The 17,771-nt window shown below is 66.5% G+C and carries 13 protein-coding genes; 8 read left to right on the top strand and 5 right to left on the bottom strand.

Annotation, left to right across the window (positions count from 1 at the left end):
- Window positions 1-542: 542 nt before the first annotated feature.
- Window positions 543-1,457 carry a LysR family transcriptional regulator gene (locus A7V84_RS01485; RefSeq protein WP_063492270.1) on the bottom strand — a complete coding sequence of 305 codons (915 nt, stop codon included), beginning with the start codon at window positions 1,455-1,457 and terminating at the stop codon, window positions 543-545.
- A gap of 115 nt (window positions 1,458-1,572) precedes the next feature.
- Between A7V84_RS01485 and A7V84_RS01480 the strand changes: the two genes are divergently transcribed.
- Genes A7V84_RS01480 through A7V84_RS01470 form a run of 3 tightly spaced genes read left to right on the top strand, consistent with a single transcriptional unit; the run spans window position 1,573 to window position 4,528 of the window.
- A complete protein-coding gene (locus tag A7V84_RS01480; protein ID WP_033534707.1) occupies window positions 1,573-2,544 on the top strand; it encodes a Bug family tripartite tricarboxylate transporter substrate binding protein in 972 nt (323 codons plus the stop codon).
- 26 nt (window positions 2,545-2,570) lie between these two features.
- The gene (locus tag A7V84_RS01475) at window positions 2,571-3,767 is read left to right on the top strand and encodes a CaiB/BaiF CoA transferase family protein (RefSeq protein WP_063492271.1); all 1,197 of its coding nucleotides are present in this window, start codon (window positions 2,571-2,573) and stop codon (window positions 3,765-3,767) included.
- The gene (locus tag A7V84_RS01470; protein WP_063492272.1) at window positions 3,764-4,528 is read left to right on the top strand and encodes an enoyl-CoA hydratase/isomerase family protein; all 765 of its coding nucleotides are present in this window, start codon (window positions 3,764-3,766) and stop codon (window positions 4,526-4,528) included. Before A7V84_RS01475 ends, A7V84_RS01470 begins: the two co-directional genes overlap by 4 nt.
- 36 nt (window positions 4,529-4,564) lie before the next feature.
- Here the strand turns inward: A7V84_RS01470 and A7V84_RS01465 are convergent, their stop codons facing one another.
- The 3 genes from A7V84_RS01465 to A7V84_RS01455 are packed head-to-tail and all read right to left on the bottom strand — an operon-like array spanning window position 4,565 to window position 7,415.
- Window positions 4,565-5,788 carry a CaiB/BaiF CoA transferase family protein gene (locus A7V84_RS01465; protein ID WP_063492622.1) on the bottom strand — a complete coding sequence of 408 codons (1,224 nt, stop codon included), beginning with the start codon at window positions 5,786-5,788 and terminating at the stop codon, window positions 4,565-4,567.
- Window positions 5,789-5,793: 5 nt separating this feature from the next.
- Window positions 5,794-6,576: an enoyl-CoA hydratase-related protein gene (locus tag A7V84_RS01460; protein ID WP_063492273.1), complete on the bottom strand. Its 783-nt coding sequence runs from the start codon at window positions 6,574-6,576 to the stop codon at window positions 5,794-5,796.
- Between the two features lie 38 nt (window positions 6,577-6,614).
- Window positions 6,615-7,415 (bottom strand): MetQ/NlpA family ABC transporter substrate-binding protein, encoded by an 801-nt coding sequence (locus tag A7V84_RS01455; protein ID WP_025516176.1) that lies wholly within the window; start codon window positions 7,413-7,415, stop codon window positions 6,615-6,617.
- A 477-nt stretch (window positions 7,416-7,892) separates the two neighbouring features.
- On the opposite strand from A7V84_RS01455, the gene A7V84_RS01450 reads away from it, so the two are divergent.
- The 3 genes from A7V84_RS01450 to A7V84_RS01440 are packed head-to-tail and all read left to right on the top strand — an operon-like array spanning window position 7,893 to window position 15,013.
- Window positions 7,893-8,897 (top strand): efflux RND transporter periplasmic adaptor subunit, encoded by a 1,005-nt coding sequence (locus A7V84_RS01450; protein WP_231940040.1) that lies wholly within the window; start codon window positions 7,893-7,895, stop codon window positions 8,895-8,897.
- 6 nt (window positions 8,898-8,903) lie between these two features.
- Entirely contained in the window at window positions 8,904-11,960 is a 3,057-nt protein-coding gene (locus tag A7V84_RS01445; protein ID WP_033534711.1) for a multidrug efflux RND transporter permease subunit, read from the top strand.
- A complete protein-coding gene (locus A7V84_RS01440) occupies window positions 11,957-15,013 on the top strand; it encodes an efflux RND transporter permease subunit (protein ID WP_063492275.1) in 3,057 nt (1,018 codons plus the stop codon). The genes A7V84_RS01445 and A7V84_RS01440 overlap by 4 nt, the downstream gene beginning before the upstream one ends.
- Here A7V84_RS01440 and A7V84_RS01435 read toward each other — a convergent pair.
- Window positions 15,010-16,029 (bottom strand): helix-turn-helix transcriptional regulator, encoded by a 1,020-nt coding sequence (locus tag A7V84_RS01435; protein ID WP_025516169.1) that lies wholly within the window; start codon window positions 16,027-16,029, stop codon window positions 15,010-15,012. The genes A7V84_RS01440 and A7V84_RS01435 overlap by 4 nt on opposite strands.
- Before the next feature lie 165 nt (window positions 16,030-16,194).
- Between A7V84_RS01435 and A7V84_RS01430 the strand changes: the two genes are divergently transcribed.
- Together A7V84_RS01430 and argE are read left to right on the top strand one after the other, a co-directional pair.
- The gene (locus A7V84_RS01430; RefSeq protein WP_033534713.1) at window positions 16,195-16,572 is read left to right on the top strand and encodes a RidA family protein; all 378 of its coding nucleotides are present in this window, start codon (window positions 16,195-16,197) and stop codon (window positions 16,570-16,572) included.
- A gap of 2 nt (window positions 16,573-16,574) precedes the next feature.
- On the top strand, window positions 16,575-17,762 hold the full coding sequence (gene argE / locus A7V84_RS01425) for an acetylornithine deacetylase (RefSeq protein WP_033534714.1): 1,188 nt from the start codon (window positions 16,575-16,577) through the stop codon (window positions 17,760-17,762).
- Window positions 17,763-17,771: the final 9 nt, after the last annotated feature.

The following is a 17,771-nucleotide window of genomic DNA, read 5'->3' as shown; positions in this document are numbered from 1 at the left end:
TTGATGTGGCGCCGCCCAAGGAATGGCGTGACGGATGCGCGGCCAATGCTTCCCTCGCTGGCTGACCGTGATTTTCTGCCCTGTCAGGCCGTGCTTCCCCGGCCGGCTTATCCGCCGCTTTACTGCAGCGGCGCGAACCCATGCGCTCCAGCGCGACCGAGCGCCGGTTTCCAATCGTGCGAAAAGAAGTTTTTATTTATAAATCAGAGGGCTACTTCACGAACGTGAAGCATTGTCTCGAAAAGGATGTGTGCGACTCCAGCATGTCATCCTGCCTCCACCCCTGCCTTGGGGCCTTAGCAAAACTCGATGAAATCTATTTCCGGACTATTTTCAATGGGTTAACGCATTGATTTGAGGTTTTTTATGAGATGCGTTGCGAAGCTGCCCCTGCACCTTGCCGTAAGCCCATGATGCCGTGTCGCCGCGCAGCACATCGCGGCATCAGACATGCCATCAATAGATAATTGACTGGAGGTTTCGTTCTCATCTATATGATAAATAACGATTATGTTCTGCTATGCCATGCGGCTCCGGTGCCCTCAGTGGGTCTGCAACAGCATCTTGACCTTCTCTGCCACCGCCCGCGTGGCGATGGAGCTTGGCACGGTGCTCGACGAACACAGGAAGACCGGCCGGCGCAAGCCTTGCGGGCCGATACGCCGCACCACCACCTCGCCGCGCTCGGCCTCCTGGCGGCAGGAGGCGAGTGAAACGATGGTGTGGGCCAGTCCGGCGGCAGCCAGATGAACGAGTTGTGCAATGGCGTTCGCCTCGGCAATCACCTGGAAACGCAGGTTCTGATGGTGTTGGTAGCGCTCCAGCAGGCGCCGCAGGCTATGAGGTTCGCCCGGCAGCACCATGGGCAGGTCTGCCAACTGGGCGACCGTGACCCCGGGTTTGCCATCGACCCGCACCACCGGGTCTATCGGCGTGCCCGGCGGTGAAACCAGGACGAGTTCTTCCTCCACCACCGGCTCGAATTGCAGGTCCACCCCGCCCTCGTCACCGAAGGTCAGACCCAGGTCGACATGGCCGGAACTGACAAAACCAGGGATATAACCGGTGCTGGCCTCGATGATCTTGATGTAAACGCCGGGCCAGTGCGCCAGGCTAAATTGCAGCAGCGGTACCGTCAGCAAACGGGCGATCGACATCGACATCGCCAGGGCGACGGTGCCGCGCGGCACGCTCTGATCATCGCGCACATCGTTGCGCGCGGCCTCGATGCGGCCGAGGATCTCGCGGGCATGCGCCAGCATCCGCAGCCCGGCGGCCGTCGGCGTGACCCCGCGCGAGGAGCGCTGCAGCAGGGTGACGCCCATTTCCTCTTCCAGATTGCGCATCACCAGGCTGAGCGCCGGTTGTGCCAGATGCAGGCGTGCGGCCGCCGCGCTGATCGAGCCGCAGGAGCACACCGCCACGAAGCACTGCATGGCACGCACGCTGATGGTCATGTTGCCCTTTCCGCTATCACTTTAATGTTATGGCTTGCATCAAGTATATGTATTTCAAATATAAGGGCAAGGTCTCCATAATCCCGGCACAACATACCGATATTCAGGAGATCACATGTCCCGTCGCCACGTTCTCTGGGCCGCCACGACCGCCCTGCTGCTATCCGGCCCGGCCTCGGCAGCTGCTTGGCCCGACCGCCCCATCACCCTGCTTGTGCCCTTCTCCGCCGGCGGTCCGACGGATTTCATTGCCCGCCTGGTCGCCGAGCCGCTGGGCAAGGAGCTGGGCCAGCCCGTGATCATCCAGAACAAACCCGGCGCGAGCGGCAACGTGGGTTACCAGAGCGTGCTCAATGCCCCGCACGATGGCTACACCCTGCTGCACAACACGGTCGGCATGCAGGCCATCAATCCGATGATGTATCCCAGCGCCAAGATGGCGCCCAGCCAGGATTTCGTGACGGTGGGCATTACCGGAGCGATGCCGAATGTGCTGGTCGTCAATCCGCAGAAAAATCCGGTCGCCGATCTGAAGGAATTGGTCGCCCAGGGCAATCGTGCGCCGCAGGCACTGAGCTACGCCAACTTCGGCCCCGGCAGTTCGCCGCACGTCTATGGCGCGCTGTTGCAGAAGATGGCGGGGTTCAAGGCCGTGAGCGTGCCGTACAAAGGCAGTTCCAACGCCATGACCGATGTTCTGGGCGGTCAGGTCGATTTCCTGTTTGACAGCATGACCACCAGCCTCGGTCAGATCCAGAGCGGCCGGCTGAAAGCCCTGGCCATCACCTCGGCGCAGCGTTCGCCGTTGCTGCCCGATGTGCCCACCCTCAAAGAAGCCGGCTATCCCGCCGTCGATCTGAAATTCTGGTTCTCGCTGCAGGCGCCGGCGGGCACGCCGCCCGAAGCCGTCGGCAAGCTGCGCGAAGCCATCGCCAAGGTGGTCGCCAGCGAAGGCTTCCGCACTGCCATGCAGGAGCGCGGCGCCGAAGCGCTGAGCGTGGCTCCAGCCGATCTGGACGCCTTCATGCAGAAGGAAACGGCGTCCTGGGTCGATGCGGCCCAGGCCATCGGCCTGAAACCCGAGTAATGCAGAATCTAGTGACAGGTAGCACGATGACTCCCTTGAAAGGCATACGCGTCCTGGACCTGAGCAAGGTCCTGGCCGGCCCGCTCTGCGGGCAATATCTCGGCGAACTCGGCGCCGAAGTGATCAAGATCGAGCCGATTGGCCAGGGGGACGATACGCGCGCCTGGCTGCCCCAGCAGTCCGGGCAGTCCGCGACCTTCCTGGCGGTCAACCACAACAAGCGCAGCCTGGCGGTCGACCTGAAGCAGGCGGCCGGCCGCGCGGTGGTTCATCGCCTGGCGGCCAAGGCCGACGTGGTGCTGCAGGGTTTCGGCGGCGGCACTGCCGCTCGGCTTGAGGTCGACGAGGCCACCTTGCGCACCCTGAATCCGCGCCTGATCTATTGCGAGATTTCCGGCTACGGACGCGAAGGCCCGATGGGCGACGAGCCGGGCTATGACGTGATGCTGCAGGCCTTCAGCGGCATGATCAGCACCATGGGCGAACCGGGCGGCAACTTTGCCCGGGCCAGCTTTTCGCCGGTGGACCTGGGCACCGGCTCATTCGCCTTGAGCGGCATCCTGGCAGCCCTGCTCGAGCGGGAACGTACCGGTCAGGGGCAGTATCTGGACGTGTCCTTGCTCGATACCTCCCTGGGACTGATGTCCTATATGGCCCAGAACTATTGGCGTAGCGGGAAAGTCCCGCAGCGCATGGGGACCGGCCATCCTGCCATGTGCCCCTATCAGGCGTTCGAGGCCAGCGACGGGCCGCTGATGCTGGGCGTGGGCAACGACGCACAATGGCGGCGTTTCTGCGCGGTGGCCGGATTGAATGCGCTGGTCGATCATCCCGACTACGCCACCAATGCGGACCGGGTGCGCAATTTCGACGCCACCGTGGCGCAAGTCCAGCAATGCATGTCGCGCCGTACCGTGCAGCAGTGGCTGGATCTGCTCAAACCCGCGGGCGTGGCCTGTTCGGCAATCCACACCCTGGATCAGGCCCTGGCTCATCCCCAGGTGGCGGCACGCGGGATCCTGGTCGAGAGCCAGCACCCGGTGCTGGGTGAAGTCCGCAGCGTCGGCCTGCCCGTGCGCTTTTCGCGCCAGCCTCGCCAGGCCCGCCGGCCGGCGCCCTTGCTGGGCGAGCACAGCCGCGCGGTGCTGGCCGAAAGCGGTTTCAGCACCGAAGAAATCACAGCCCTGCTTGCCCAGGGCATCATCGAGGAGCCGGCGGCATGAGCCCGATCCGCTATGAAATCCGTGACCGGGTGGCCGAGATCCACCTCAACCATGCTCCGGTCAATGCACTGGACATCCCCGTGCTGGATGCCTTGATCGCGGCCCTGGACCGTGCCGGCGCGGACCCCGCTGTGCGGGCCATCATCCTCGCCAGCGATTTGCCGGGGCGCTTCTGCGCCGGGCTGGATATCAAGAAACTGCTGGCCAGCCCTCCTGCCGGCGTGCACGCCCTGCTGAGCCGGCTGTACATCCAGCTTTATGACACCCAGTTCCGGTTGAACAAGCCGTCCATCGCCGCGGTCAGCGGCGCCGTGCGCGGTGGCGGGATGACGCTGGCGATCTCCTGCGACATGCTGGTGTGCGACCGGGACGCCACTTTCGGCTACCCGGAGGTGGATGTCGGCGTCCTTCCCGCCATCCACTATGCGCACCTGCCCGCCATTGTCGGCAAGCATCGTGCCTTTGATCTGCTCTTTACCGGCCGTATTTTCGATGCGCCGCAGGCCGAGGCCCTGGGCCTGGTGTCGCGCGTGTGCGCCAGCGGCCTGGTGCTCGCTCAGGCACGCGAGCTGGCACAGGTTCTCGCCGCCAAGCCCCCTGGAGTGCTGGCACGCGGCAGGCGCGCCTTTGTCTATGCCAATGATGGCGACTATCGCCGTAACGTTGCCGCCGCCGTCGAGGCGTTCTGCAATGTGACGGCGCTGGACGAGGCGCGCGAAGGCATGCAGGCCTTCGTGGAAAAGCGCCCGCCCAACTGGTAGTGTCGGCCGGGCAGCGGGAGCTGCCCGGTGGCAGGCTCAGCCTTGCAGGGCCACGGCCTCGATCCCCGCAAGCGCGGCGATCTCATCCTGCGAATAGCCGATTTCACTGAGCACCTCGCGCGTGTGTTCGCCATAGAGTGGCGCGCCCCGGCGGGTCACGCCGTTGCCGTGCGAGAACTTGACCGGCAGGCCCAGGGCCTGGACTTCGCCGGCGACCGGGTGATCGACCGTGATGACCATGTCGCGTGCCCGGGTCTGCGGGTCGTCGAGCATTTCGCGCATCTTGCGCACCGGTCCGGCTGGCACGCCGGCGGCTTCAAAGCGTTCGACCCAGTAATCCGTGCCATGGCCGCTCAGGGCCGTGGAAATGATGCCGATCAGCTCGTCGCGGTTCTGCATCCGTGCGCCGTTGGACGAAAAGCGCGCGTCGGTGACCAGGCCAGGCAGGCCGATGGCCTGGGTCAGTTTTTCCCAGGTGGCCTGGCTGACCGCACCGATATTGACCCAGCCATCCTGGGTGGGAATGGCCTGGTAAGGCGCCGCCACCGGATGGGCCGAGCCCATGGGGCCGGCCGACTCGCCGGTCGCAAAGGCCATGGCGGCCTGCCAATAGGTGAAGATCATGGACGCTTCATATAGCGAGGTGTCCAGGTACTGGCCTTGCCCGGTGCGCAGGCGTTCGATATAGGCGGCCAGCACGCCGTTGGAGGCGAGGATGCCGGCCGAGATATCGCCAATGGGCACTCCCACCTTCACGGGCGGGCGGCCCGGGCCCTCGCCGGTCAAGCTCATGATGCCCGACATGCCTTGTGCGATCAGGTCGTAGCCGGCGCGCCTGGCGTAGGGGCCGGTCAGGCCAAAACCGGTGATCTTGCAATAGATGATGCCCGGGTTGGCCGCCTTGAGCGAGGCATAGTCCAGGCCCAGCTTCTCCATGGTACCCGGGCGGAAGTTCTCCAGCACCACGTCGGCCTGGGCGATCAGGCGGCGCACCACGTCCACGCCTTCGGCCTTCTTGAGATTGACGGCAATGCCGCGCTTGTTGCGATTGACGATCATGAAGGCGCAGGACTCGCCATTGATCTCGGGCGGCGTGGCGCGGCGCGTGTCGTCGCCGCCGGGCAAGCGCTCCACCTTGACGACGTCGGCGCCCATGTCGGCCAGCATCAGGCCGGCCACCGGTCCGGCCATAACGTTGGTCAGCTCGATGACCTTCAGGCCGGCCAGCGGACCCTTGCGGGGAACAGTGTTGGTTTGCATCGGCATTACTTTCCGTGAAATTCGGGTTGGCGCTTATCGAGGAAGGCGCGGTAGCCTTCGACAAAATCCTGGGTGTCGAAGCAGGCGTAGCCCTCCTCCTGCTCGGCCGGCGTCAAGGGCGCGGCCTGGGCCTGCAGGCGGCGGATGAACTGCTTGTGCCAGCGCGCCGACAAGGGCGCCAGCCCCGCGATGCGTGCCACGGTGGCGGTGATTTCCGCCTCCCAGTCCGCCACGGGCACCACGCGCGTCACCAGGCCTTTGACATAGGCATCGGCCGCCGAGAGCAAGCGCCCTTCCAGCAGCAGCTCCAGCGCCACCTGCGGACCGGCCGCGGCCAGCAAGGCCTCCAGTTCGGGATAGGCGAGCACGCCGCCCAGACGCGCGATGGGGATGCCCAAGCGGGCATCGTCGCTGGCGATGCGCAGATCACAGCAGGCGGCGATTTCCAGGCCGCCGCCCACGCAGGCTCCGCGAATCGCCGCCAGAGTCGGCACGGGGCTGTTGCGCACGGCCTGCATGGCACGATGCGCCTGGGCGGCATAGGCGATGCCCTGCGTCTTGCTGGCACGCATGGTCTCGAACTCGTCGATGTCCGCGCCGCTGCCAAAGGCCAGCTCGCCCGCGCCACGCAACACGATGCAGCGCAACGCCGGGTCGGCGGTCAGCGCGTCCAGATGCTCGGCCAGTTGCACCCACATGCGCTGGCTGATGGCATTGCGCTTGGCCGGGTTGTCGATCAGCAGCGTGGCGACCTGCGCCTCGCGCTGCAAAACAATATTTCCACTCATGGGTGGGACTCCGCAATCAGGCCGGACCGGCCCAGGGTTCAATAGGCAGGGATGATGGAGCCCTGGAACTGCTGCTCGATGAACTGGCGCACGTCTTCCGACTGGTAGGCCCGGACCAGTTGCGCAACCCAGGGCTGATCCTTGTCGACCGCGCGCACGGCGATCAGATTGGTATAGGGCGACTCGGCGGACTCGCGCGCAATGGCATCGCGCGTCGGGTTGAGTTTGGCAGCCAGGGCATAGCTGGTGTTGATGATGGCCGCGTCCAGGTCATCCAGGGCATGCACCAGCTGGGCGGCGTCCAGCTCCTTGAGCTTGAACTTGCGGGGGTTCTCCACCACATCCAGCGGGGTGGCCTTGATGCCGGCTTCCGGACGCAGCTTGATCAGGCCATGCGCCTGCAACAAGAGCAGCGCGCGCCCGCCGTTGGTGGGGTCGTTGGGCACGCCGATGATCGCGCCATCGGGCAGCTGGTCCAGCGCCTTGACCCGCTTGGAATACAAGCCGATCGGCAGAATCACGGTATTGGCGGCTGCCACCAGCTTGTAGCCGCGATCAGCGACCTGCTGGTTCAGATAGGGATGGTGCTGGTAGGCGTTGGCCTCCAGGTCACCCGCCACCAGGGCCGAATTGGGCTGGATGAAGTCGCTGAATTCGATCACCTGGATGGTCAGCCCTTGCTTGGCAGCCGCCTGCTTGGCGGCTTCGGCGATCTGCGCATGGGGGCCGGGCGTCACGCCGAGACGGACCACTTTGTCCTGGGCCCAGGCGCCGGAGGAGGAAAAGGCCAGCGCCGAGGCGGCAACCAGGAGCTTCAGCAGAAAACCGCGCTTTTTCATAAGAGCCAACGAATCTATCAGGGAAGGAAAAGGACTCCGATCGTAATAAAAGGGGTCAGTTTCCCGAACGACTTCTATGCCATATGCATATCCTGTGCAGGCATATGTCAGCGCCCTGCCCCCTGCTGCCGACGCCATCGCCCGAGAGCGGGGCTGTTTCAGGGTTTGTGCCGGCGTTGTGCCGAAATGCAATCCACGCAGCCCTGCGCGGCCTCCTGAAGCGCACCGGCCAGTCAACCTTCCCGCAAGCAAGGTTAATAATGACTCTCATTTATATTTATATAGAATACGCGCTGTTTCATTTTCAGAGTCCTGTCAGCGCAGATGGCCCCGCCCTCTTTCGCCGGCCTGTGGCGCTCCCGGCGAGCATGGGCCGTAGCCTGGCTTGTTCTTCTGGTGATCGTTGCGGCCTATCATGGTTGGCGGGGCCGCACGGCGGCCGTTGTCGCATCGCCGCCCGCGCGCCAGGGCATCCCGGTGGAAGTCGCTCGCGTTCAAGCGACCCCTCTGCCCATCCGGCTGCACGCCCTGGGCACGGTCAAGCCACTGGCCGAGGTGGTGCTGCGCGCGCAGCTCGATGGCCAGCTGCAGCGCTTGCACTTCTCCGAAGGACAGACCGTACAGGCTGGCCAACTGCTGGCCGAGATCGACCCCCGCCCCTATCAGCACGCCTTGCGCACCGCCGAAGGCCAACTCGCCCAGACCCAGGCCAAACTGGATAATGCCGAGGCCGACCTGCATCGCCTCGAGACGCTGGCGCGCAAGGACTCGGTCGCCGGTCAGGCGCTCGACACGGCACGCGCCACCGTGGCGCAATACCGGGGCGCTCGCCAGAGCGACGCGGCCGGCGTGGACGAAGCCCGGCGCCAGCTGGCGCTTACCCGGGTCGTGGCGCCCATACAGGGGCGCATCGGCCTGCGACGCATCGACGCCGGCAACCAATTGCGCGCTGCCGACACCGCCGGCCTTGCGACCCTGTTGCAGATGGCGCCGATTTCGGTGCTTTTCAGCCTGCCCCAGGAGCGCCTGGCCGCGCTGCGTGCTGCCCAGGCAGCGGGTACGCCGCTGCGCGTCGAGATCTGGGACGCCGATGAGCGCCGCCAGCTGGCCGAAGGCGCCCTGCAGGCGCTGGACAACCGCATCGGTCTGGAAAGCGGCAGCGTGTCGCTGCGCGCGGTCTTCGACAATGGCGACGGCGCGCTGTTTCCCTATCAGTTCGTCAACGTGCGCCTGGCCCTGCCCGCGGCCGATCGGGCGCCCACCATGCCGGCGGCGGCCGTGCAGTACGGGGCCGAAGGCCCCTACGCCTACGTCATCGACGAAACGCTCAAGGCCCGCCGTCGCAATATCGTGCTGGGCCCGATCAGCGCTGCACGCGTGAGTGTCATCGGGGGACTGGCGGTAGGCGAGGAGGTGGTGGTCGAAGGCGTGGATCGCCTGGACGAAGGCCGGGCCGTGCAACGGCTGGCGGTCCAGGAGTAAACCGCCATGAGCCTGTCGCGGCCCTTCATTCTGCGTCCTGTCGCCACCAGCTTCCTGATGGTGGCGATGTTGCTGGCCGGCCTGCTGGCCTGGCGGCTGCTGCCGGTGGCCGCCCTGCCTCAGGTCGACTACCCCATCATCCAGATTTCGACGACCTATCCCGGCGCCAGCCCAGCGGTCATGGCGCGTGCCGTCACGGCCCCGCTGGAGCGCCGCCTGGGCCAGATCCCGGGCCTGCGGCAGATGAGCTCATCCAGCGGCAGCGGCGTCTCGGTGATCACCCTGCAGTTTGCCCTGACTGTTCCGTTGGGCGTTGCCGAGCAGGAGGTGCAGGCGGCGATCAGCGCCAGCGACGCCTTGCTGCCCGGCGATCTGCCCGCGCCGCCCGTCTATCGCAAGGTCAATCCGGCCGATGTCCCCATCCTGACGCTGGCCGTGACCTCCGACACCCTGCCCTTGCCCGAGGTCCACGACCTGGTCGACACCCGGATCACCCAGCGCCTGTCGCAGCTGTCCGGCGTGGGCATGGTGAGCCTGGCCGGCGGACAGCGGCCCGCCGTGCGCGTGGCCATCGATCCGCAGGCGCTGGCCGCGCGCGGACTGCAGCTCGATGATGTGCGCGCCGCCATCGCCAAGGCCAACAGCAACCAGCCCAAGGGCAGTTTCGACGGCCCCGTGCGCCAGGTCATCATGGACGCCAATGACCAGTTGCAAAGCGCCCAGGATTACCGCGACCTGATCATCGCCTGGCGCGGCGACGCGCCGCTGCGCCTGGGCGAAGTGGCCCGCATCGAGCAAGGCCCCGAGAACCGCTATCTGGCCGCCTGGGTGGATCGCCAGCCGGCCGTGCTGATCAACATCCAGCGCCAGCCGGGCGCCAACGTGATCGCGGTGGCCGAACAGGTCAAGGCGCTGCTGCCGCAGTTGAGCGCATCGCTGCCGGCTGCCGCGACGCTGTCGGTGCTGACCGATCGCACCGACAGCATCCGCGCCTCGGTGCGGGGGGTGCAATGGGAGCTGATCTTTGCGGTGGTCCTGGTTGTCCTGGTGACCTTGCTGTTTCTGCGCAACCTGCCGGCCACCCTGATTCCCAGCCTGGCCGTGCCGCTGTCACTGATCGGCACCTTTGGCGTGATGTATCTGGCGGGCTTCTCGACCAACAACCTGACCTTGATGGCCCTGACGATTGGCGCAGGCTTCGTCGTGGATGACGCCATCGTCATGCTGGAGAACATTGCCCGCTACCGCGAACAGGGCATGAACCGCATGGCCGCCGCGCTCAAGGGCGCCGGGCAGATCGGCTTTACCCTGGTGTCGCTGACGTTGTCGCTGATCGCGGTGCTGATCCCGCTGCTCTTCATGGAAGACGTGGTCGGTCGGCTGTTCCGGGAGTTCGCCGTCACGCTGGCAGTGGCCATCCTGATCTCGCTGGGCGTGTCGCTGACGCTCACGCCCATGATGTGCGCCTATCTGCTGCCGCCCCATCGCGAGCAGGCCGAAGGCTGGATGACGCGGCTGCAGGCAGGCTACGCACGCAGCCTGGACGCCACGCTGCGCCATCCGCGCGCCACGCTGGCCGCGATGCTGGCAACGATTGCGCTGACCGCCGGCCTGTACCTGCTCATCCCCAAGGGTTTCTTCCCGACCCAGGACAGCGGCGTACTGCAGGCTGTCACGCAGACCACGCAGAGCATTTCCTACCCGGCCATGGCCGGGCGTCAGCAGGCCATGGCCGAAGCCTTGCTGGCCGACCCGGACGTCGCCAGCCTGTCGTCGTTCTTTGGCGTGGATGGCGTGAACACCACACTGAACACCGGCCGGCTGCTGATCAACCTGAAGCCCTGGTCGGAACGCAGCGCACCGCTGCCGCAGATCCTGCAGCGGCTTCAGCAGCGCGCCGCCGACGTGCCGCACATGGCTCTGTTTCTGCAGCCGGTGCAGGAGCTGAATATCGATGACCGGGTCGGCCGGGGCCAGTATCAGTTCACGCTGACCTCGCCCGACGCCGACTTGCTGGCACGCTGGACCCAGACGTTTACGGCGCGCCTGCAGACCCGCGCCGAAATCTCGGATCTGTCAGCCGAACTGCCGCTGGGCGGACGCCAGGCCTATCTGGACGTCTCGCGCGACCAGGCCGCCCGCCTGGGGCTGAGCATGGACGATGTGGCGCAGGCCCTCTACAACGCCTTCGGCCAGCGTCAGGTCGCTACCCTGTTCACGCAATCGAACCAGTATCGCGTCGTGCTGGAGGTCGACCCGCAACGGGCCCAGGGCCCCGAGGCCCTGGAACGCCTCTACCTGCGCAGCGCCAATGGCGCACCCGTGCCGCTGTCCGCGCTGGCGCGCGTGAGCGAGCGGGCCACCCCGCTGGTGGTCACCCACCTGGGCCAGTTCCCGGCCGTGAACCTGTCGTTCAATCTGGCACCGGGCGCGTCCCTGGGCGAAGCGGTGGCCGCCATCGAGCGCGCCCGCGCCGACATCGACATGCCACCCAGCGTCGAGCTGCGCCTGCAGGGTGCCGCGGCAGCCTTCCAGGCTTCGCTGGGCAATACGCTGTGGCTGATGCTGGCCGCCGTGGTCACCATGTATCTGGTGCTGGGCATGCTCTATGAAAGCGCGATTCATCCGCTGACCATCCTGTCGACCCTGCCTTCGGCAACCGTGGGCGCGCTGGCCGCGCTGTGGCTGTCGGATCGCCCGCTGGACCTCATAGCGGTGATCGGCATCATCCTACTCATCGGCCTGGTGAAGAAAAATGGCATCATGATGGTGGATTTCGCCCTGCAGGCCCAGCGCGAGCGCGGATTGCCAGCCCCAGCCGCCATCCGCGAGGCCGCCCTGCTGCGCCTGCGCCCGATCCTGATGACCACGCTGGCGGCACTGGTGGGCGCCCTGCCCCTGATGCTGGCCAGCGGCTCGGGCGCCGAACTGCGCCAGCCGCTGGGCTGGGTCATGGTGGGCGGACTGGCGGTCAGTCAGGTGCTGACGCTCTACACCACGCCGGCGGTCTATCTGTTCTTCCATCGGCTGGGTGAACGCCGCAAGCGGGGCCTGTCGGCATGATGGGCGTGCTGCTCAAGCGCCCGGTCGCCTGCCTGTTCCTGGCCTTGGCCCTGCTATTGGCCGGGGCGCTGGGGTGGCGTCTGTTGCCGGTGGCGCCCTTGCCGCAGGTAGACTTCCCTACCATCGAAGTGCGCGCCGAACTGCCTGGCGCCAGCCCCGAGAGCATCGCGGCGACCGTGGCCGCGCCGCTGGAGCGTGCACTCGGCAGCATTGCCGGGGTCACCTCCATGACCTCATCGAGCAACCAGGGCGCCACTCGCGTCTACCTGCAGTTTGCCCTGGATCGCAATATCAACGAGGCCGCGCGCGAAGTGCAGGCGGCCATCAATGCCGCGCGTGCGGATCTGCCTGCGGGCATGCCGGCCAATCCCGGCTATCGCAAGGTCAATCCCTCGCAGGCCCCCATCATGGCGCTGGCCCTCAGCTCCCCCACACGCTCGGCCGGGACGCTTTACGATCTGGGAGCCACCGTGCTGGCGCAGCGGCTCGCCCAGGTCGAAGGGGTTGGCGAAGTGACCCTGGGCGGAAGTTCCCTGCCGGCAGTGCGGGTACAGGTCAATCCGAATGCCCTGGCCCACTACGGCGTGGCGCTGGACGATCTGCGCGCCGCGCTGCTGCGGGCCGCTCCGCTGCGCCCGCCCGGGCAGATCGAGGATGCCGATGGCACGCGCTGGGAAATCGGCGCCCCGGCACAGCCGCGTACCGCAAGCGACTTCGAAACCCTGGTGATCCGCGAACGCGATGGCGGTGTGATCCGCCTGGCGCAGGTCGCCCGGGTCAGCGACTCGGTGGAGAACCGCTATAGCAGCGGGTTTCACAACGGCCAGCCCGCCGTGGTGCTGACCATCAGCCGCCAGCCCGGTGCCAACATCATCCAGACCATCACCGCCCTCAAGCAGACCCTGCCCGGGCTGCGGGCGCTGTTGCCGGCCGACGTTGAACTGGCCGTGGTGCTGGACCGCTCTCCCGGCATCCAGGCCACGCTGCAGGAGGCCCACCTCACGCTCGCCCTGGCAAGCCTGCTGGTCATCCTGGTGGTATGGCTGTTTCTGGGCGACCTGCGCGCAGCGGCCATTCCCAGCCTGGCCATCCCTGTGAGCCTGGTGGCCACCTTTGCGGTCATGTACCTGGCCCGGTTCTCGCTCAACAACCTCTCGCTGATGGCCTTGATCGTGGCCGCGGGACTGGTGGTCGACGATGCCATCGTGGTGGTGGAGAATATCCGCCGTCACATGGAGCTGGGCGTGCCGCCCCTGCGCGCCGCTCGTCGCGGCATGGCCGAAGTCGGTTTCACACTGGTGGCCATGACCCTGGCGCTGGCGGTGGTGTTCGTCTCCATCCTCTTCATGGGCGGGCTGGTCGAGCGCCTGTTCAGCGAGTTTTCCATCACCCTGGTGGCGGCCACGTTGATTTCGCTGTTCGTGGCGGTGGCCATCATCCCCGGGCTGTGCGCTGCCTGGCTGCGCCCGGCGGCCGGCCCGCCGCGCCGCCTGGACCGGCTGCTGCAGCGTCTTCAGAATGGCTATGACCGCTCGCTGGCCTTCACGCTGCGCCATCGCCGCAGCGGGCTGGCGGTGCTGGCGGCCATCGTGGCGCTCAATGTGTGGTTGTACCAGCAGGCCCCCAAGGGCTTCATGCCGACCCAGGACACCGGCCAGCTGCTGGGGTTCGTGCGCGGTGACGACGGCTTTTCCTTCCAGGTGATGCAACCCAAGATCGAAGCCTACCGGGAACTGGTGCGGGGCCACCCCGCCGTGGAGGACGTGATCGGGTACAACGGCGGCAGCCTGGGCATCAGCAATTCGCTGTTCCTGATCCGCCTCAAGCCCGCCTCCCAACGACGCGACAGCGCCTCTCAGGTAGTCGACTGGTTGCGCGCCAATGAGCCGGCTGTCGCCGGCGGCATGTTCTTCGTCAACGTCGACCAGGACCTGCGCATGCCTGGCGGCTTCAATGCGTCGGGCGACCAGGAGCTGGCCATTCTGGCCAGCGACGTCACGACCCTCAAGCAATGGTCGCGCGCCATTTCCCGCGCCTTGCAGGACCTGCCGGAGCTGCGCGATGTGGACGCCGTGGGCGAAGCGGCCACGCTGCAGGTGCAGGTAGAGATCGACCGTGTCGCCGCGCAACGCCTGGGCGTGGACATGCAGACCATCGCTGGCGTGCTCAGCAATTCGTTCAGCCAGCGCCAGGTCGCCACGCTGTACGACGCGATGAACCAGTACCGCGTCGTGCTGGAGCTGGATCCGCGCTATACCGAGGATCCCGCCGTGCTGGAGCGCGTTCAGGTCCTGACCGCCGAAGGCCGGCGCGTGCCGCTGGCCGCCTTCGCGAGCTATCGCTACGGGATGGTCGATGACCGCATCTACCATGATGGCCTGTTCGCCGCGACCGGTATCGGCTTTTCGCTGGCGCCCGGCGTCTCGCTCGAACAGGGTCTGGCCGCCATCGACCGCGCCATGACCGAACTGATGCTGCCCTCGCAGATCCAGACCCGGCTGGGAGGGAGCGCGCGCAGTTTCCAACAGGCCCTGCAGGACCAGCCGGGGTTGATCCTGGCGGTGCTGGTGGCGATCTACCTGGTGCTGGGCATGCTGTATGAGAGCCCGGTGCACCCGCTCACCATCCTGTCCACCCTGCCCTCGGCCGGCATCGGCGCTTTGCTGGCCTTGCGCCTGGCCGGCATGGAATTCAGCTTGATCGCTCTGCTTGGCCTCTTTCTGCTGGTGGGGCTGGTCATGAAGAATGCCATCATGATGATCGACTTCGCCCTGCTGCTGGAGCGGCGCGAAGCCCTGGCTCCCGAAGTCGCGATCCGACGCGCGGCCAGACTGCGGCTGCGTCCCATCCTGATGACCAATTTGGCCGGTTTGCTGGGCGCGCTGCCGCTGATGCTGGGGTTGGGCGAAGGTTCGGAACTGCGCCGTCCGCTCGGCGTGGCTATCGTCGGGGGCTTGCTTATCAGCCAGTTCATCACCCTCTACAGCACGCCGGTGGTTTACGTCGCGCTGGATCGCCTGCGCCGGCGCCCGCCTGCCGCGGGCCCGACCTAGGCCGGATCGGGCAATCCGGCCGCCTCGCGCGGCGCCACGCCATAATGCCGCCGGAAAGCCGTGGAGAAATTGCCCGGATGGTCATAACCGACCTCGTAGGCGATCTGCGTGACCGGCAGGCGCGCGGCGCGGATCAGGATCAGGGCATGGCGCATCCGGACGCGCAGCAGGAACTCGGGCACGGTCACCCCGTGCACGCGCTTGAAAAGGCGCGAGAGGGTGGAAACGCTGACCCCGGCCTCGTCGGCAAGCTCGCGCAGGCTGGGCGGCTCGCGGAATGCCGCCGCCAGGCGAGCCGCCGTCTGTTCGGCCAGGCCGCGATCACGCGGACGTACGTCGGCCGCGTCATGCCGCATATAGGAAAAAAACTGCCGCACGATGTCTTCTGCGCGAGCCTGCAGCAGCAGCCGGCGCGCCGGCAGATCAGCCTGCGGCTCGAAGAAACACTGCGCGGCCTGCTGCATGGCCGGCGTCAGCCCGGCATGGAACAAGGCGAAGGTGTCGGGCTGTTTGTCCAGGTAACGGCCCAGCGGCCCGACATAGGCGGCGCTATCCAGCCCGAGCTCGTCGAGCAGATACTCGCGCGAGCAGGAAATCGTGACCGACCTCTCGCGCGCCCCGGCCCCGAACCGCTCGATCTTGTGGGCCCCGCGCGGTTGCAGCAAGGCGCTGCATGACAGGGCCTCGATCGGATGCGGCGCCTCGCGGCCGTCGGTGACCGCAGAACACCCGCTCATGCGCAGGTGTATCTTGAGCGCGCCGCTGCAGTCGTAGAGTTCTTCGGTTGCCTGCGGGCGCACGATCTCGGCCCAGCTGGCTGAGAGCCCTTCACGCAGCAACAGGGTATCGCGATAGCCCTGCATGCCGCCGCTGGCCGGCCGGGCGGCGATGAAACAGGCCGACCCCACCGGCTGCATGTCCACCACCTGATAGGTATGCGGCACATAGGCATGCAGACGGTGATCGGGAAACGGCGGCACGGAACGAGAAAGCGGGACGGGCAAGATGGCGCTCACGTTACCGGCAGCCCGGCGCGCTGGCAAGCCTCCTGCGCACGGGCGCGGGAAAACCCGCAAGTCGCCCGTTTCTGCCGCTTTGGCATAGGTTCATGGCGGCTGCGCATAAGCAAGGCCGCTAAGGCAGGGATAAGCTGGGCGCCGGATTTTGTTCGGAGCCACAAGATGTCCCAGCCTGACCTTGCGCCGCGGCGCCAGCCGCAATTCTCCAGCCATCGCCGCGCCGGCGAACTGGTGTTCGTTTCCGGCCAGATGGCCTTTGGCGAAGGCTTTCGCATCGAAGGCGATGACGTTGCCGCCCAGACGGCACGCTGCCTGCAGCGCATCGCCGACGAACTGGGGCGCGCCGGCCTGGGGCCGGGCGACATCGTCAAGGCGACCGTCTGGCTGGCACGGGTGGAAGACTTCGCCGCCTTCGATCAGGCTTACGGGGCCTGGTTCGCCGGCCATATCCTGCCTGCCCGCTCTACCGTGCGCGCCGATCTCATGGTGCCTGGCGCCCTGGTGGAGATCGAAGCCATTGCCTGCCAACCCGGAGCCTGACCATGAGCCAGACCTCGCCGCAACCCGATTCCGCCATCGACTGGATCGGGCGCCTGATTCGTTTCGACACCACCAGCCGCAACTCCAACCTGGCGCTGATCGACATGGTGCGCAGCACCTTCGAGCGGTTCGACATGGTGTCGCACCTGACCTATGACGCCAGCGGGAAAAAGGCCAATCTCTACGCGACCCTGCCGGCGGCTGACGGCAACACCCAGGGCGGGATCGTGCTTTCCGGGCACACCGACGTGGTGCCGGTCGATGGCCAGGCCTGGGACACCGATCCGTTCGACCCCGTGATCCGCGACGGGCGTCTCTACGGGCGCGGCGCCTGCGACATGAAAGGCTTCATCGGTACCGCCCTGTCGCTGCTGCCGCAGATGCGCCGTACCCGACTGGCCAAGCCCATCCATTTCGCGCTCTCGTACGACGAAGAGGTCGGCTGCGTGGGCGCGCCCCTGATGCTGGCCGATCTGCAGGCGCGCGGGCAGCGGCCGGAGGGCTGCATCGTTGGCGAGCCGACCTCCATGCGCGTGATCGTGGCCCACAAGGGGATCAATGCCTGGCGCTGCTGCGTGCGCGGGCAGGCCGCCCACTCCTCGCTCACGCCCAAGGGTCTGAACGCCATCGAGTACGCCGCGCGACTGATCTGTTTCATCCGTGAACTGGCCGACGAGATGCGCATCGCCGGCCCTTACGATGAGGCTTTCGACGTGCCGTTCAGCACTGCCCAGGTCGGCACCATCCAGGGCGGCATCGCCATCAACACCATTCCGGCGCTGTGCCAGTTCGACTTCGAACACCGCAATCTGCCGGGGGCCGATCCGGCCCGTTTCTTCGCCCGCATCCGCGCCTATGCCGAAGAGGAATTGCTGCCGCGCATGCGCTCGGAATCCCCCGAGGCGGCCATCGACTTCGAATCGCTGGCCAGCGCCCCGTCGCTGGATGCCTCCGAGCAGGCCGCCATCACGCAACTGGTGCGCGCCCTCACGGCCGATCAGGCGCACCGCAAAGTGGCCTACGGCACCGAGGCCGGTCAGTTCCAGCAGGCCGGCATCCCGGCGGTAATCTGCGGCCCGGGCGATATCCGCCAGGCCCACAAGGCCAATGAATTCGTGGCGCTGGACCAGGTTGCCCAGTGCGAAGGCTTCCTGCGCGGCGTCATCGATAATCTTGCCCAACAATCCTAGCCCTCGGAG

Origin of the sequence: Bordetella trematum (assembly GCF_900078335.1) — a bacterium.
GTDB lineage: Bacteria > Pseudomonadota > Gammaproteobacteria > Burkholderiales > Burkholderiaceae_B > Bordetella > Bordetella trematum.
Note: the sequence above shows the minus strand (reverse complement) of the source record. Positions and strands in the feature narration are given on the sequence as shown.

What these genes read in the sequence shown, in the direction of transcription:
- A7V84_RS01440 (WP_063492275.1), top strand. Translation starts at nt 11,957, where the DNA reads ATGATGGGCGTGCTGCTCAAGCGCCCGGTCGCCTGCCTGTTCCTGGCC.
- A7V84_RS01465 (WP_063492622.1), bottom strand. Translation starts at nt 5,788, where the DNA reads ATGCAAACCAACACTGTTCCCCGCAAGGGTCCGCTGGCCGGCCTGAAG.
- A7V84_RS01475 (WP_063492271.1), top strand. Translation starts at nt 2,571, where the DNA reads ATGACTCCCTTGAAAGGCATACGCGTCCTGGACCTGAGCAAGGTCCTG.
- argE (WP_033534714.1), top strand. Translation starts at nt 16,575, where the DNA reads ATGAGCCAGACCTCGCCGCAACCCGATTCCGCCATCGACTGGATCGGG.
- A7V84_RS01455 (WP_025516176.1), bottom strand. Translation starts at nt 7,415, where the DNA reads ATGAAAAAGCGCGGTTTTCTGCTGAAGCTCCTGGTTGCCGCCTCGGCG.
- A7V84_RS01460 (WP_063492273.1), bottom strand. Translation starts at nt 6,576, where the DNA reads ATGAGTGGAAATATTGTTTTGCAGCGCGAGGCGCAGGTCGCCACGCTG.
- A7V84_RS01430 (WP_033534713.1), top strand. Translation starts at nt 16,195, where the DNA reads ATGTCCCAGCCTGACCTTGCGCCGCGGCGCCAGCCGCAATTCTCCAGC.
- A7V84_RS01485 (WP_063492270.1), bottom strand. Translation starts at nt 1,457, where the DNA reads ATGACCATCAGCGTGCGTGCCATGCAGTGCTTCGTGGCGGTGTGCTCC.
- A7V84_RS01480 (WP_033534707.1), top strand. Translation starts at nt 1,573, where the DNA reads ATGTCCCGTCGCCACGTTCTCTGGGCCGCCACGACCGCCCTGCTGCTA.
- A7V84_RS01470 (WP_063492272.1), top strand. Translation starts at nt 3,764, where the DNA reads ATGAGCCCGATCCGCTATGAAATCCGTGACCGGGTGGCCGAGATCCAC.
- A7V84_RS01445 (WP_033534711.1), top strand. Translation starts at nt 8,904, where the DNA reads ATGAGCCTGTCGCGGCCCTTCATTCTGCGTCCTGTCGCCACCAGCTTC.